This is a genomic window from Cryobacterium sp. 10I5, assembly GCF_035019865.1.
Taxonomy (GTDB): Bacteria; Actinomycetota; Actinomycetes; order Actinomycetales; family Microbacteriaceae; genus Cryobacterium; species Cryobacterium breve_A.
The window spans coordinates 45,179-60,531 of sequence record NZ_JASJVI010000004.1; the positions used below are offsets into that span (position 1 = coordinate 45,179).

Annotated in this window: 16 protein-coding genes; 2 read left to right on the top strand and 14 right to left on the bottom strand. The window is 66.8% G+C overall.

All coding sequences use genetic code 11. From position 1 onward, the window contains the following. The first annotated feature begins 20 nt into the window (after positions 1 to 20). Positions 21 to 446, top strand: coding sequence for a hypothetical protein (locus QN350_RS02475; RefSeq protein ID WP_322138873.1), 426 nt, complete (start codon positions 21 to 23; stop codon positions 444 to 446). A gap of 4 nt (positions 447 to 450) precedes the next feature. Here QN350_RS02475 and QN350_RS02480 read toward each other — a convergent pair whose 3' ends face one another. The 13 genes from QN350_RS02480 to QN350_RS02540 all read right to left on the bottom strand — a co-directional run bounded on the left by QN350_RS02480 (position 451) and on the right by QN350_RS02540 (position 13,649). Continuing rightward, entirely contained in the window at positions 451 to 3,102 is a 2,652-nt protein-coding gene (locus QN350_RS02480) for a hypothetical protein (RefSeq protein ID WP_323515685.1), read from the bottom strand. Next, the gene (locus tag QN350_RS02485) at positions 3,102 to 4,223 is read right to left on the bottom strand and encodes a hypothetical protein (RefSeq protein WP_322138875.1); all 1,122 of its coding nucleotides are present in this window, start codon (positions 4,221 to 4,223) and stop codon (positions 3,102 to 3,104) included. Before QN350_RS02485 ends, QN350_RS02480 begins: the two co-directional genes overlap by 1 nt. Positions 4,224 to 4,233: 10 nt before the next feature. Then, entirely contained in the window at positions 4,234 to 5,100 is an 867-nt protein-coding gene (locus QN350_RS02490; protein ID WP_322138876.1) for a hypothetical protein, read from the bottom strand. Beyond that, on the bottom strand, positions 5,100 to 6,203 hold the full coding sequence (locus QN350_RS02495; RefSeq protein ID WP_322138877.1) for a hypothetical protein: 1,104 nt from the start codon (positions 6,201 to 6,203) through the stop codon (positions 5,100 to 5,102). Before QN350_RS02495 ends, QN350_RS02490 begins: the two co-directional genes overlap by 1 nt. 7 nt (positions 6,204 to 6,210) lie before the next feature. Beyond that, a complete protein-coding gene (locus QN350_RS02500) occupies positions 6,211 to 7,044 on the bottom strand; it encodes a hypothetical protein (RefSeq protein WP_322138878.1) in 834 nt (277 codons plus the stop codon). Positions 7,045 to 7,049: 5 nt separating this feature from the next. Continuing rightward, on the bottom strand, positions 7,050 to 10,190 hold the full coding sequence (locus QN350_RS02505; protein WP_322138879.1) for a phage tail tape measure protein: 3,141 nt from the start codon (positions 10,188 to 10,190) through the stop codon (positions 7,050 to 7,052). Between the two features lie 183 nt (positions 10,191 to 10,373). Further along, complete coding sequence (locus QN350_RS02510; protein ID WP_322138880.1) at positions 10,374 to 10,910, bottom strand: hypothetical protein; 537 nt, start codon at positions 10,908 to 10,910, stop codon at positions 10,374 to 10,376. Positions 10,911 to 10,987: 77 nt separating this feature from the next. Beyond that, the gene (locus tag QN350_RS02515; RefSeq protein WP_323515688.1) at positions 10,988 to 11,734 is read right to left on the bottom strand and encodes a hypothetical protein; all 747 of its coding nucleotides are present in this window, start codon (positions 11,732 to 11,734) and stop codon (positions 10,988 to 10,990) included. Between the two features lie 72 nt (positions 11,735 to 11,806). Next, complete coding sequence (locus tag QN350_RS02520) at positions 11,807 to 12,232, bottom strand: hypothetical protein (RefSeq protein WP_322138882.1); 426 nt, start codon at positions 12,230 to 12,232, stop codon at positions 11,807 to 11,809. Further along, entirely contained in the window at positions 12,225 to 12,626 is a 402-nt protein-coding gene (locus tag QN350_RS02525; RefSeq protein WP_322138883.1) for a hypothetical protein, read from the bottom strand. Before QN350_RS02525 ends, QN350_RS02520 begins: the two co-directional genes overlap by 8 nt. Positions 12,627 to 12,636: 10 nt before the next feature. Further along, the gene (locus tag QN350_RS02530; RefSeq protein ID WP_322138884.1) at positions 12,637 to 12,978 is read right to left on the bottom strand and encodes a hypothetical protein; all 342 of its coding nucleotides are present in this window, start codon (positions 12,976 to 12,978) and stop codon (positions 12,637 to 12,639) included. A 9-nt stretch (positions 12,979 to 12,987) separates the two neighbouring features. After that, entirely contained in the window at positions 12,988 to 13,410 is a 423-nt protein-coding gene (locus tag QN350_RS02535) for a hypothetical protein (RefSeq protein ID WP_322138885.1), read from the bottom strand. A 2-nt stretch (positions 13,411 to 13,412) separates the two neighbouring features. After that, a complete protein-coding gene (locus QN350_RS02540; protein ID WP_322138886.1) occupies positions 13,413 to 13,649 on the bottom strand; it encodes a hypothetical protein in 237 nt (78 codons plus the stop codon). A gap of 86 nt (positions 13,650 to 13,735) precedes the next feature. Here QN350_RS02540 and QN350_RS02545 point away from each other — a divergent pair, with 86 nt between their 5' ends. Then, positions 13,736 to 13,900, top strand: a complete 165-nt coding sequence (locus QN350_RS02545; protein WP_322138887.1) for a hypothetical protein — start codon at positions 13,736 to 13,738, stop codon at positions 13,898 to 13,900. 9 nt (positions 13,901 to 13,909) lie between these two features. Here QN350_RS02545 and QN350_RS02550 read toward each other — a convergent pair whose 3' ends face one another. After that, the gene (locus tag QN350_RS02550; protein ID WP_323515691.1) at positions 13,910 to 15,130 is read right to left on the bottom strand and encodes a phage minor capsid protein; all 1,221 of its coding nucleotides are present in this window, start codon (positions 15,128 to 15,130) and stop codon (positions 13,910 to 13,912) included. Positions 15,131 to 15,353: the final 223 nt, after the last annotated feature.

Genomic DNA, 15,353 nt, shown 5'->3' on the forward strand with positions numbered 1-15,353 from the left:
ACACCTCTACAGTTTGAGCCATGAAGACTTTCTGGGGTGCCGTTGTTGCAGTCGTCGTTGCCGTGTCGCTGACCGGGTGCGGGGAGGTTGCGGTGTCCACGCCGACGACTCCCGCCAGTGCGCACCGGACTGGCGTTGCGGTGGAGGCGACCTACAGCCCCGCCCCCATTGCGCCGGAGGTTGCCCCGATCGTGTCGGCCGCGCCCACCCCAGTCGAGGTAGCCGAGGTCGCGGCCGTCACCCCGCCCGATGTGATCCCCGCGCCCGCCGTTGTCGTCGCCCCAGCTGTCGAGGCTGCTCCCGAACCGGTCGCCGCCCCTGCCGTTACCCCTGCGGTTGACCCGTTGACGTCCTGGCTGGCGAACCCCACATTCACGTGTGACGCCGGATTCGCTCCGGGCTGGATGAATGAAGATGGCGTCCCGACCGCCTGCGTGGCAAACTGACCGCTTACCCCACAGCAGAGGCCGGTGTCATCTGGACGGCATGCCATGAAATCTGCGCAACAGGTGCGGCACCCGGCGACCAGTTGGCGAGTGTGATGATGCAACTTGTGGCGGTAGGTGTGGCAATACCAACCGTGAGGCGCGCATTGTCGGTTGACACCACAACAATTGGGGGCTGGGTGAATCGTGCAGACGGCCATGTCAGTGTCACGTTCTGTGTGGCACCAGCAGAAATGGAACCGAGGCTGGCGCGAGTGCCAGAGCACATGGCATATGGGGCGGCAAGCTGATTGTTGACGTTGTTGATCGCACCGCCCACTGTGACGTCACCGACCACGTACTGGGACGGTGCCTGAACGACCGCCGTCCCGCTGGTCGGCAGCGCGTTGTTACCGACGTAGACGACTCCGGAACCCGAGGTGAGAACGAGGTTGGTGCCGGCCGCTCCTCCGTTGTCTGACCCGGCGATGCTGCCCGCTGTTGTGCTCGTCGCCCCGAAAAACGTGATCGTGTTCGCGGCCCCATCGACAACCGTTCGTCGGCCACTGGCCGCGGTTTGCAGGGTGCTGCCAGTGATGATCCCCGCGGTGATCTTCCCGGCGTCGATATTCGCGATCAGGAGGCTGTCGATGGTGCGTGCGGCCCACGCCCCCGAGGTAAACACCCACTGCCCGGTGATCAGGGCGGCGGTCGTCTTGAACCAAGTGTCGCCCTCAACGTATGCCGTTCCCGATGCGGCCGAGGTTGAGAAGATGATCTTGTTCTTCCCGTTCGCCGTGGTCTGCGCGGTGACCGCTTTCCCATCGGCGGCTGCGGCCGCGGCCGCGGCATTGTTCGCGGCGGTCTGCGCGGTATTGGCGGCAGTCTGAGCGGTGACCGCCTTTCCATCGGCCGTGTTGGCGGCTGTCTGAGCGGTCGCGGCGTTCGTTGTGGCGGTGTTCGCCTGCGTCTGCGCGGTCGCGGCGTTCGTCGTCGCCGTGTTGGCCTGACCCTGAGCAGCCACTGCGGCGCTCTGCGCGGTCGCGGCGTTCGTAGTCGCGGTGTTGGCCTGACCCTGAGCGGTGGAGGCGGCAGAGCCCGCGGCAGCAGCAGCGGTAGCAGCATCCGTGGCCACCTTGTCTGTCACGGCAGCCCACGTGGTCCCCGATACCCATTTCTTCGGGGTGTTCAGGTTGCTCGTGGAATCGATCCACAGCGTGAGCGCATTCTGGTACGCGGCGCTGGGGGCGGCGGTCTGATAGAGCACCACGGCCTTCGCGTTGGCGATGCCCGCTGCGGCCGCAGCATTGGTGTCCGCGAGGTTCGCCTTCGACTGCGCGGTCGCGGCATTCGTCACAGCCGTGTCGGCCTGCGCCTGAGCCGTCGCCGCGTTGGTTGTTGCGGTATTGGCTGTCGACTGCGCAGCTGACGCCGCCGTGTTGGCAGAGGCCGCGTTCGTGGTCGCCGTGTTGGCCTGACCCTGCGCAGTGACAGCCTTCGCGTCCGCCGTCGAGGCCGCCGAGATTGCGGTGTTCGCTGCGGTCTGGGCGGTCCCCGCCGCGTTATTCGCCGTGACCGCCTTCGCGTCCGCAGTCGCAGCGTTCGTGACCGCAGTGTTCGCGGTGCCCTGAGCTGCGATTGCCGCCGATTGGGCCGTCGCCGCGTTGGTGGTCGCAGTGTTAGCCTGCGTCTGGGCAGCATTCGCGGCCGTCTGTGCCGTGGCCGCATTCGTCACAGCGGTGTTCGCGGTGCCTTGCGCGTTCGTCGCCGCCGTATTCGCGGTGGCCGCGTCCGACTTGGCCGTGTTCGCTTGGGTCTGGGCCGTGGCGGCCGCAGTATTGGCGGTCGCTGCTGCCGCTGCGGCATCCGTGGCGGCCTTGTCGGTGATCGCCGCCCAGGTGGTGCCGGATACCCACTTCTTTGGGGTGTTCGCCCCCGAGGTCGTGTCGATCCAGAGCGTGTTCGCGTTCGCGTAGGTGCTGCCCGGTGTCGCCGTCTGGTAGAGGACGACGGCCTTGGATGCGGCCAGTCCAGACGCAGCGGCAGCAGCTCCGTTCGCCGTTGATGCCGCGGTGGCCGCACCGTCCGCAGCGGACTGGGCTGTGACCGCTTTCGCATCAGCCGTGGACGCAGCGCCCGCGGCTGCTGTTGCCGCAGACTGCGCCGCAACAGCCTTGCCGTCCGCCGTGGAGGCCGCAGAGGCAGCCGTCGCCGCGGCGCTCTGAGCGGTCACTGCTTTGCCGTCAGCGATCGACGCGGCCGAAGCGGCAGAGTTTGCGGCAGCCTGCGCTGTGGCTGCGTTTGTCGTCGCCGTCACGGCTTTGCCATCGGCAGTGGACGCGACAGTCTGGGCGGCCACGGCCTTTCCGTCCGCGGTGCTCGCCGCCGCCGCGGCACCGGTCGCCGTGGACTGGGCAGCACCAGCGGCGGTATTCGCAGCCGCCGCGTTCGTCGTTGCGGTATTGGCTTGTGACTGGGCAGCCGCGGCCTTGCCGTCAGCGACGACCGCGGAGTCGTGCGCCGTGTCGGCGGTGGACTGAGCGGCGGCCGCCTGGGCAACGACGGGGGAGACGGTGCCTGCGATCGACGCCGCGATCTCGCGGAGTCTCCGCTCGATGTTGGCCGCCTTCCGCTGGCGCGTGTCCTCGCTGGGCAGCATGGCATCGCTGAGATTCATTACAGGCTCGCAATCGTTGTATCAAAAAGCGTTGGGGTGATTACGGATGTTTCGGAGAGGGTCCGCTCCCAGCCAATGCACCGGGCCGTGCCCACGATGCCGCCCGGGAAGGACGGGACCGACTCGGCCGGGCCATCGTCGGTGTTGACGACCCCACCGATCACGAACCCGATGTCGTCCCCGATGCCCCAGCCGTCCGGGGCCGTGTCCGCATCAGCGGAAAGCGCGATCGCTGAGCTGCCCTTTTCAAGGATCCGTAGCGCGGCTAGAGCGTGGTCGATGAGGTTATCGAGGGTCTTGATCGACGTGGACGGCGTCCACCGATGCTCGAATGTCGGCCGGATCGGGTCGTCAGCGAGTTGGGCTGGGGACTGGAGTCGTGCGTCGCCGCTTGCCGTCGACGTCGCCACCACGCAATTCGCGCCACGGCCGTTCGCGAAGCTGCGCACCATCACGAAGGAGGACACGCAACCAGGCATCTCGAACGTTGCCGCCGGGCCGAGGCCTTTCCCGGGTGCGATACCGATGCGGTCACCAACGTAGAGGACGGGTGTGATGCGCTCGGGGTTGTGCTGGCGTTCCCAGCCGACCGTCCACTCGGGGCCACCGTCGAGACCCATCAGGTCCGTGAGGGTCGAGTAGAGCGTCTTGTCGTTGGCGTCCTTGCACTCGAGGTCGCGGAGCTTGCCGTTGCCCGGGGTGGTGAACTGCACCCGGAATGGCACGCCGCCGAGCGGGCCGGCCGCCGCGTACTTCTCCACCAGTGTCTTCACGATGACGTTCTGTCCGACCTGGGTGAAGAGCTCGTCGCCCACGTAGCGTCGGTCGAAGTACGCCTCGAGCGTGGCGAGATTCAGCGGCACAATGGCGCCCTCGGACCGGGTCGGCTCCGTCACCATGCCACCCCAGTCCGGCTCGCCGTCAATGAGGAGGTTCATGACCGACGCGCCTTCGAGGGTGGCGCGCTCCCAGTTCTCCGGTGCGGTCGGCAGGGGCAGTGCGCCCTGCGCGGATTCGTACCGGCCGAGTGTCGCCTTGACGGTGGGCACGACGAGACCGGGCAGGTCAGCGAGGATCCGGCCTGTTTTCAGGTCGGTTGCCACCCATGCAAGTTCTGACATTGCCTACCGGCTACTTGCCGAGCGCTGCGAGCGAGGTGATGACGGATGCCTTGTCAGTGGACAGTCGCTCGAGCGCACGGCGGTCGATCTCGTCGGCCGTGGCCGTTGCGGCGGCTGCGATGTCTGCGGTCGGCACCGACTTGACCACTGCTTCGAGGGCAGCGAGGTCGGCATCGGAGAGCACGGTGCCGGTCTTGATCTTGGCGATGGCGGTCTGCACGACGGCGACCATCTGGCGGAGGCCGTCCTTGGAGTCGGTCGTCGCCCAGAGCAGAAGCGCGTCGGTCCCGAGGAGGGAGTCGACTTTCTTGTTCAGGGCATACACGCCGACCTCGATGCGGCCCACAGCAGCGGTCGCGATGCCTGCGAGGGCGCGGTCTGAATCGTTGAACATGTCGTCTTCTTCCACTGGTTGTTCGTTCAGGCCAGCAGTCGCTGAGCCGTCGATGGGTAGTGCGAGGCCGCCGGCGTAGTTGGTCGACCAGCCGAGGTATCGCGCGGCAGGGCGCGCGTCGAGGTAGTGCTGCACGGACGAGAAGCCGACATCGAGGCCGACCATTTCGGGGCAGGTGGCGGACATCATTGCGAGGCACCCGCCGCCCGGCTTGGCACCCTGCCCGACGTGGCCGTTGTTGATCCCGGCGATGGAGAAGAAGTGCCACGCCGCGACAGGTGCCGCGTCCCGGTCCTCGTTGAGGTCCCCTGAGTTGTTCGCGACGATCTGCGCTGAGTCGACCGCTTTCGTCGGGTAGCGGGACCATCCGCGTGCGCTGTTGAAGCGCATCTGACCCGAACCACACATCTGGTCCCATGTGGCCTTGTCGATTGGCTTCCGGTTTGCGAGCATCCAATCGCGCCACTCGTCGTAGAAGGTCATCAGGCACCCTTCGCGGCGACGTTGAAGAACGAGGACGCCGCATTCTGCGCACCCGAAGAGTTGTACGCCGCGAGGGCCGCGCCCGAGTTCTGCCAGACGGCCACCCGGAGAGTGTCGCCGGCGGCGAGGAGAACGCTCCCGGCCACCTTGAGGATGCCGACGGCAGATGCCGACCCGGCCACCTCGTCGTAGAGGATCGGGTTTGCGGCTGTCGACGCACCGTTCTTTAGGACGAACAGACGCCGCGCCCCCGTTCCGTTGGCTGCGAAGCTGAACGCCGCCGAGATGTCGTACACGCCCGCGGCGAGGATCGTCACCACTCCGGCCGCATACGTGAAGCCACGGACCGTGGGCGATCCGCTCCAGGTGAAAGTCGACTCCAGGACCGTGTCCGTGGTATTGGCCAGGGAGGGCACTTTGTCCCGAGAAGCGAGGAAGTACGGCAGCTTCCCGGCGAGCATCTGCCACACAGAGCCGTCATAGAACTCGAACCAGTCCGTGTCGAAGCGGTACACCTGCTGGGGCTCAACCGGTACGACAGCATCACGCTCGGTAGCCGTGCGAACCGGGAGAGTCCCGCCGGCAGCGACCGCGTACGGCGCGATCCACGTCACTGTGGGTGCGCCGCCGCCAGCGATGGGCATGTTGATGCGCGCGATCGCGAACGCCCGCGACACAGGCAGGGCCGGATCCGGGGCGCCCGCAACCAGCGGACCCGCCACATACTTCCGAGTCACCACCGGGGCCGCGCTGCCGTCCTCCACCGGAATGTCGATCTGCACGTAGATCAGATCCGAGCGCGCGAAGGAGGCACTCGCTGGAGTGACCGCACCTGTGGCAGCCGCGTCCAGGGCAAACGTCACGAGCCCCGCCTCGGCGGCAGCCTCTACGTCTGCGACGCCAGCGAGAGGCCCGCACGTCCACGTCGTCGAGGTCGCCGTGACCGTGGTGGCGGACGTGCCAGAGCGCACCCCGGAACGCCCGCCGAGAGGACGCGTGGCCGTGGCCCCGGCAAAGGCCACCGCGTTCACCTGCCGCAGCATTCGCCCATTGAATAGGGGGACGTTGGCGATGGAATCTACCGGATGAAGTGTGTCGACCATGAGTCTCCTACTTGTCTGCCGAGGTGGCGGTGATCGTGAGTTGAGCGCCAGCCGTGTAGCTCGTCGCGGTGAATGACCATGTGTTGGGTCCGGGTTCGAAAGTGGACCAGCCGCGCGAGCCGATGAACGTGTTGCGGGAGGCCTGACCGTTCGCCAGGACTTCCCGTTTCTCGAAGTCGATGTCCAGCCACTCGCCGGCGCCGAGCACAAGCGACGGCAGAGACAGGACCTGTGTGCCGTGAGTGATGACCGGGCCGGCACAGGGGCCTTCGATGCGGGCGAAGACGGGCCCGGCGACGTTCCCTGTGTTCACGAGGCTCAGTTGCCCGGTGACCTGCAGCGCATTGATGCTGTACGGGATCGTGTACGGGAGCGCCAGACCGCCCGAGGTCGACGGCAGGTAGGTAGAGCCGCTGACCAGCGCGTAGAGTTTGCGCGGATCCTCCGCGACCACCTGGAGAGACCATTCGGCGACGGTCGGGCCGATGCGTTTGAAGAGGACGACATCGGTGCGCTTGACCAGGCAAGACCGCACGATGCCAGCCTCATCGACGACGAGCGGCACGTTGTCGTACGAGCACGCCTTGTTCAGCGCGTTCTCGTACGACACCAGCGAGGCGAACGACGGCATGAACACCTTGCCGCCGGCCGCGATGTGCCGGGCGTTCGCGTAGCCCTTGCCCGTCCACGCCCCGGCGCCGCGCGGCTTCTGCTTCACGTCGACGCTGGAGGCCGGGGACCCCTCCCACCCCTCGAAGGCTTCCAGCACATACCCGATCCCCGTCGCAGGATCGTAGTCCGCCAGGGCGAGCCCGGACAGGACTGGATAGGTGAGTTCCAAAGCCACTAGACGGCCCCCCAATTGTTTTCGATCCGGGCAATTGAGAGCGCTGTCGCCTGAGCGTCATACGTTTCATAGATGTTGAAGATGCGATCGCCGCCCCGCCCAGCGGACGTCTTCGAGGGGCTGCTCCCGCCGGCGAACTGCTGCGCGCCGACTGGGACGAGTTGATACCCGAACTGGCCCGCGACGTCTTCGAGGATCGCCGTCGACCGGCTGCGCTTCGATTCGGCCATGGGGATGTAGGCCTCGCCGCCTGTCTCCTGCTCTGCCCACACCCGGTACTCGCCTGCGCGAGCGATCTGCGCGACGTGGTGCTCGGACCCACTGCCGTTGGCGAAGTACCGGACGCTGCCGTTGGCTTGTGCCGACAAAACCGAACCGTTGGCCTGGCCGGTTACGTAGAGCAGCGAGCCGGAAACCGACTTGCCGGGTGACGTAATCAGCGCGTAGAGCGCGCGGACCTTCGCGGCCGCCTTATCGGTCTCGACGTTGACGGAAGGTGCAAAACCGTCGATCTTGAGGCCATAGTCTGCGAGGATCTGCTCGACTGTCGACGTCCCCGCGGCAAGCTTCCCGGCGATCTCTGCGGCGGCGCCCGCGCCCAGCTGGCCAGCCGCTGCGGCGACGACTGTCTCCGCTTGCTGCAAGGTCAGCGCATACGCGCCCGTTGCCAATGCGGCTTTCTCCGAGAAGAGGGAGTCAGCTTTGGCGAGCTCATCACCGGAGGCGCTGACCAGCTGCGCGACGAGCGGTGCACCCTCGGGGCCCATCTTCGCGAGCTCGTCGAGGGTGCCCTGCGACACCTTTCCCGCTAGCAGGATCATGTTCGATTCCCAGTTGTTCTGGGAGTCGACCATCGTCTGCAGCTGCGCGAGGTAGTCGTCGAGGTTGACCGTGAAGCCGTCGTAGTAGTCAGTCCACGAGTCGGTGCTGGACTTCGTACCATCGGCCGTCGCCTGGGCGACCGCCTTGTTCTGGTCGATGACGTTCTGGTAGGCGCCGCCGATGTCGATGAAAGCGGCATCCTGATCGGAGACGGCCTTGATCCAGTCTTCGGATGCCTTGGTCGCTGCCTCAGTGGCTACCTTGGCGGCTTCGGTCGCGGCCGTGGCAACTGTCGTCGCGCCGGTGTCGCCTTCGAGTGCGGCCTTGTGTGCGGCCCACGCCGTCTCTGAGTCGGCCACCTCGCCCTTAGTGCTGGCGACCACCTTTCCGAGGACGTCGGCGGCGACTCCCGCCTCGTCCGACTTGCCCTTGTGTTCGGAGATGACCTTATTGACGTGCGCGACCGCGTCGGCTTCTCCGAGGACGGCATTGGTTACGTCAGCAAGGGAGATACCAAGCTTCTGGGCGGAAGCGACTGCGCTGCCGCTCTGCTCGAGGTTGTTGACGACCATCTCGCGGGTGTTCTTCGTGAGTGCGCCCGTGCTCTCGTCGAGCGAGCGGGTGTAACCGTCGACCCGGTTCTTTGCGTCGAGGTTGATCTTCGCGTAGGCACCGAGCACGATCGCGGCCGCGGTGATGGCCAGACCGATGGTCCCGCCGACGACGGCAGTCTTGGTCATCGTGGAGTTCAGGAGGCCAACGGCGGTCTTGAACTCTGCGATCTTTGGGACGGCTCCCATGAAGGTCCCACCGAGGAGAAGGACCGCAGCTGTGCCGACACCGAGCCACAGAACCGTGCTCTGCATCCCTCCGTCAAGGCCCGAGTACCAGTCGATGAGGTTCGAGAGGATCTGGACCATGTCGCGCAGGGACCCGTTCGCGGCCCCACCGGTCTTGATGAGCGCGGTGTCCATGGACCCGCCGAGGCGTTCGATGTCCCCGGAGAGGTTGTCGGTTGCCTTCCACGCCTGCTCAGCTGCGTAGCCCTGGTCGTTGACCTCGTTGGTCCACTTCTTCACGCCGTCCGCGCCGGCGTCGTAGAGGATGCCCGCGGCGCTGGCTGCTTCTGCGCCGAAGATGGCACCGAGAGCGGCAGATCGGGTGCTTTCGTCGAGTCCGCCGAGGCCCTTCTTCAGTTGCTCGGCGACGCCGGCCATGCCGATGAACTTGCCCTGTGCGTCCCAGACGTTGATGCCGTATTGCGCCATTGCCTCGGCGCCCTTAGCCACAGGTGCAGTCAACGACGAGATGACGCTGCGGAGGCCCGTGCCAGCCTTCTCGCCGAGCAGACCGTTCGAGGCGAGCAGGGCAAGGGTGCCGACGGTGTCCTCGAGCGGGATGTTCAGGCGGGCGAAGGTGACGCCGACGTAGTCGAGCCCGAGCGCGAGGTCTTCGACAGAACCCTGCGCCTTGCCCGCGCCTGCAGCGAGGAGGTCGGCGACGTGCCCGGCCTTGTCACCGCTCAGCTTGAACACGGTGAGGGTCGTGGCGGCGATCTCTGCCGCCCGGGCGACGCCGAGCTGGCCGGCGGCCGCGAGCGCGAGGGAGCCGGTGAGCGCGCCGCCGAGGATGTCTGCGGTAGACAGGCCCGCCTTGGATAGTTCGGTCTCGGCGTTGGCGGATTCGGTGGCGGAGTAGATCGAGGCCGCGCCTGCTTCGAGTGCCGCCGCGCTGAGCTTCTTCTGGTCCTCTGCGCTGGCCATGCTCGCCGCGCCGACCTCGGACATGGCCCGGTCGAACTCGGCGTACTTCGACACAGCCAGGATTGACATGGCCGCGACAGCCGCACCGATGCCGACGGCTGCGGTGGCGACCTTGTCGCGCGCCTGCTCCGACTTGACCTTGAGGGCTTCGAGTTCGGCGGCGGTCTGCTTGACCTTCGGCGCCGCGGCGGTGTTCTCGTCGCCGAGCTGCTTCGTGGCCTTGCCGGTGTCGTCGAGCGGGGCCTTCGCGGCGGTGCTCGCCTTGCCGGTCTTGTCGATCTCGGTCCCGAGGGGAGTGACCTTCTTCGCCGCTGTCTCGGACTCGGTGCCGACGTCCTTCGTTGACTTGGCTGCTCCGTCGAGGGGTGCCTTCGCATCCTTTGCGGACTTGCTCGTCTTGTCGAGGGCTTTGCTGGTCGGCTCCACCTTCGTGGCGGCGGCCTGCGCGGCGGTGCCGAGTTCCTTGACGGCTTGGTCAGCTGCCTTCGCGTCCCTCTTGAATACGTCCGCCCCCACCATCGTGAGCCGGAATGCGATTGCTCCTGCTTCGAACAAGGGCCATCACCTCTTTCTTGATCCACGAGTCCGTGTCGGAGTCGATGAGTCGTGTGATGGCGGAGCGGACGTAGTGCCAGGTGCGCGTGTCGAGCGCCCGGTCGAGGTCCGTGATGAGGTTGTGCTGTGCGAGGTCTAGTTCGACCTCGCCGAAAAGCTGGGGGAGCACGAGGCCCCAGAGTTCTACTCCGGAGACGCTGCGGGCTTGGGCTTCCGTACCGCCCTGTTGGCGCGCGGCTTGTTGGCCGGCAGCCTGTCGACGGTCGTAGTACTCCTGGCGGTACGCAGGGTAGGTTCCTGTTTCTGGATCAGGGTCTCCAATGCCGTACTGGGCGCGGTCTGCGTTGGTAAGATCCCCAAACTCAGGATCAGGAGCTCCAGTGCTTTTTTTGCGCCGGCGAGGCCTTCACCGCCCGCGAGGTAGGCGTTGACGCCTTCGAGGCCGAGCACGGTCTGCCAGTAGAACGCGGGGGTGAGGACGGATTCGCCCTCGAACAGCGTGAGTTCGTCCTGCACGCGCTCGTACACGTCTTCACCGGCGCTCTCCCGCAGGATGGCTTCCATGCCGACGGCGGAGGATGCCCCGGCGCAGATGGCGATGAACTCGTTGGTGAGCGCCTTGCCGCGGCGGCCGCTGAGTGGGGCGATGATGAACGGCTCGTCGACGCCCTCGATGTGGATCGAGAGGTTGCGGCCGGTGAGTGTGGCGATAGTGGTCATGGGGTCTCCCTGCAGAGGTTGGTGAAGTGGAAGGGGTGCCCGGCGGCCGACCGAAGCCGGCCACCGAGCGGGCAGTGCTAGACGATCCGCGTATACGGGAGCGCCGCGCTGGCGCCGATCGCGTTGGTGAGGATGATCGGCGCGGATCCGGCGGTTCCGGCCGGGAGCTCGACGACGACGATGTTCAGCTCGTTCGGGATCTGCGAGATGGACATGGCCGCAACGCCGCCGACGGTTGCGGAGATGATCGCGTTCACGTTGAAACCACGGACGTAGACGTTGTCGTTCGCGCCCTTGCCGGTGGGCAGCGCGGAGTCGAGCACCGGGATGCCTGTGCCCGCGATCGGCGAGGTGATCTGGGCGATCGGGCCGTCGTTGGTGAGGGTGAACGTCCACACGAACTTGTCCTTGAACCCGGTCGAGGACTTCACCGCGGCGACCGAGTACGAACCCTCGAGGGCGATGAGCGTCTCGTCCTTCGCGTCGAAGGTCTGGGCGCTGATCTTGTTCGCGGCACCCGTGGCGCGGGCGACGTTGAGCAGGGCGACGAGCCACGGCTGCGCGATGCGGCCGAGTGTGTCTCGGATGCCCTCCACGGTGAACGTGATGACCTGGTTGTAGCCGATCACCGAGACGGAGTCGGTGCCCTTGAGCCCGTAGGCCTCGCGGGCGACGGTGATCGGGGTGGGCGTGTTGACGAGGGCGTTGATGTCGCCGGACACGTTCTCGAAGGACCCGGCCCGCTTGATGCGGAGGATCTCTTCGTGGGCGAGTGCGATGGTGCCAGCAGTGGGCACCTCGGCGTCGAACATGGTTGTTGGCATGATTTCTCCAATTGGGGTTGGTGTCGGGCGCGCCGACGGACCCCACGAGCGTGGGGAGTTTGAGGGGGTGGGTTACGGGCGACGGCCTGTGAAGTGGAACGTCTGGAAGGTGCCGCAGCGGCCGGACGAGTCCGCGGTGACGAGCAACTCGGAGAACAGTTCGCACCAGGCGACCTGCATCCCGGGCGGGACGTTCGCCTTGTAGTCGAGGACCGCCGTGATCGCGCCGGCAAGGTTCTCGGCGGCGATGGTGTTGCCCTTGATGCGGGAGAACACCTGCACGCGGTAGAGCATGTCGGAGCGGCCGTCAGCGATCGGCTGGAGCCACGTCAGCACGAGGCAGTTGTCCGTGGTCGTGGGCATCGTGGGCCCGTTGGTGTAGATGCCCCGGTCCGTGGCCGCGTAGCTGCCGGTCGAGTACACGGCGACACCCTGGTCGGCGAGGTGCTGCGCGAGCGCCCGCTTGAAGACGATCGCGTAGGAATCCGGGTCAGCCACGGCCAGCCTCCGCCCCGACGATCTCGCCCAGCTCGGCCTTGTTCTGCAGGGCCGGGTCGGAGAGGTAGTGCGACTTGCGTCCGTTCTGGAAGTTCGAGCCTCCCGAGTAGTGCCGGCCGAGGTTGTCGACCAGTTCCCCGTCCTCGTGCCATCGGGCTGCGTACGGCGTATCGAAGACGACGAGGGTGTCGTCGCCGAGCACGGTCGCGGGGACGGTCGTCCCGGATGCGACGAGGGTGCCGCCGCCGTTGGAGTCGAGTGGGGCCTCGGCGGACGCCAGGGCGAGCAGCCGTTCTGCCGCGACGTTCTGTCCCTTCACCGCGCCGAGCAGCAGGGATGCGATCGCGCCGTCGAGGTTCGTGATGATGTCGACGGTGACTTGGATGCCGGCCATGGGGCCTCCCTCAGATGTAGAGCTCGACGTGAGACGGTGTGCGCGGGTAGTCGAAGAACGCCGACGAGATGACCTCGGCGGTGCGCTCGCGCGGCGTGCCCTTGAACACGGTCACGGTGGAGCGCGGGAGCACGTCGTCGTCGAGCAAGAGCACGATGAACGCGCTCGTGACGATCTCCTGGCCTGCGGTCGGCGAGGTCGAGCGGCGGTCGATGACGCGGGCCGCCTTGCCCTCGACGTACGCTGGCCGGTCCGCGACCGGAGCGGCCCATGTGTCGCCCTCCGCGCCTTCGCCGGTGAGCCGGGTGATGTCGATGCGGTGCGGCAGGTGCTTCTTCCGGAGCCTGGCCATGAGTGCTCCCTACCGGTGGATGACGGACGACTGGCGTAGGCCAGCGGTCGTGAGGATGTCGAGGGCACGCTCACCGATACGGTTCGTCAGGCGGCCCATCGAGGACTCGGCGGCGGATGCCGCGGAACTCGTCGTGCCGAGGGAGACGGAGCCGATCTTCACGGCACCCTGCGCGGCGACGGCGCCCGTCGGGTCGTCCGTCTCGTCCCAGTACTCGACAATCGCGATGGTGGCCTGCGTGAAGGCGGCGCGCACGTCGACGTCGGTCGCGTACCCGTCGGCGTCGACGTCGTACATGGTGAGGCGGGTGAGCTTCTCGACCTCGATCGATGCGGAGCGGAGGCGCTTGCCGAGCTTCTCCGGTGTGCCGTCGAAGAGTTCCTCCGCGGCGGCCGCGTATTCCTCCGCAGTGGCGAAGACTCGCTGGGCCACGGTCAGGCCTTCTTCTGGTGCGAGCGCGCGGGGTGCGCGAGCTTCGCTGCGGCGAGAGCGGCGTCGGCCGGGTCCTCAGCGGGCGTCTCTTCGACCTCGTAACCGTGCATCTGGTACGCGTCGCGGAGGTTGGGGTCGTCGGCCAGGTCGACCTCGGCGAACCCGTCGACGAAGACGACACCGCCGAGGATGTCGCGGAACGTGCCCTGCTGCGGGTTCGGGTGCTTGATGCGTGACAACTGGTGCCTCCTGGGGGTTGAGCCACCCCGCCCTGTACAGGCAGAGCGGGGTGGGGAATGTGGGTAGCGAGCGCTACTGTTCGACCATGAGCATGGAATTCGAGAACGGCGTGTGGACGTCCCACGGACCAGTAGCACGGGCAGAGGATGACAGGCGGAAGGTGGCGGCACTCATAAAAGAGAACGCTGAGCTCAAGAAGAAGGTTGCGGACCTCGAGCGCAAGGTGCGCAGACTCTCCCGCACCGACTAGGTCGTTCGGTCACGGCTTGCCCTGAGCGAAGTGCAGCTGCTCGCGGAACGAGGCCCTCGGCCTGTTCGTCTCGGCGAGGTGCTCGCGCATCTGGCCCTGCTTGGCCTTGATCTTCGCGGTGGCTTTCGCTCGAGCGGCGGGATCCGGGGCGATCGACTGCGCGCGCTTGGCGGCGCGAATATCGCGCTCGATGGAGCGTTGCTTCTCGCGGTCCGCTTCGGCCTGCGGGCTGTACTCCTGCCCTGCCTGAGGGATGCTGAGCCCCGGGAGATAGGCGGTGAACTTGTGGCGGCAGTTGGGGTGCATGAGCCCGGCGCCGCGTGCGGCATCCGTGGTGGCCACGACCGAGACGACCATGTGCTCGTCCTTCGTGGCGTGCTGCACCTCGACGTCGCCCATGCTGCCATCCGTAGAGAGGATCTTTCCCACCCACGGTGCGCAGCGCTGGCAGGAGTCAAGGCCGCCCTGCACGGTGACCAGGTTCACGCCCGACTGCTGCATCCGGTACACGCCGGCGTCGTTGAATGCCCGGTTGACGGCGGTGCGTCCGGCCATCTCGGCGTAGGAGCCGATCCGCCAGTTGCGGTCGGCCTTGTCGACGAACCCGGTGATGCCCTCGGCAAGGAAGCGCTGCACCGAGAGTTGCTGCATCCGCAGGCTCGTCGTCGAGCCGAGGAGGGTGTTCGACGCGGTGAAGGAGATGAACCGCTGGTACGCGTCCTGCGGGTACCGGGCGATCCGCAACGCCATCGCCTCGAGCTTCGAGGTGAGGTCCATCGTCAGCATCGTGGCGGCCTGCGACGACGTGCCCGTGAGCGCGTTGACCGCGGGGAGGCGTGTCGCCATGCCCAGGCGGGCGGCGGCCGCAGCCTCACCTTCCTTCCACGCCAGGGTGATGACGTCGAGGGCGATCTGCTTGGACTTGAACTTCCCGGCCATCTGCGCGGCGAGGAACTGCAGCTCGCGGATGGACTTGGCCCGGTGCGCTGCCAGCTCGGCGAGCGCGCGGTTGCGGGCGATCGCGCGGGCGAAGAGATCCGACGTGTGCGGGTCCATCGCGACGGTGCGGACGACGTCCTGCAACTGCAGGTCACGGTACGCACGGACGGCGATCTGCTTGATCAGCTCATCCTTGGCGCCGGCGTACCGTGCAGCGAGGTCGGTGCCCATCTCCTCGATGAGGTCGTGGGCGGGAAGGCCAGCGGGATCCGGAACGTACTGAGGGGACACGAGCGACCCCCCAATGATTACTGCTTGCGTCGCCTCTGCTGGCTTGTCAGATGCCAGCCGTTGCACTCGGGGCAGCGATAGGCGCGCGCCTCGATCTTCGACCGGCGCGACCTGTCCGTGCGCTGTGCACCAGCCATCGCCAGGAGAGCCGCGATGCGGTCCCGGTAGCGGGTCTTCGTGCAGGTGGTCATGTGGGTATCAGCGTGGCAGGAACCACTGACAC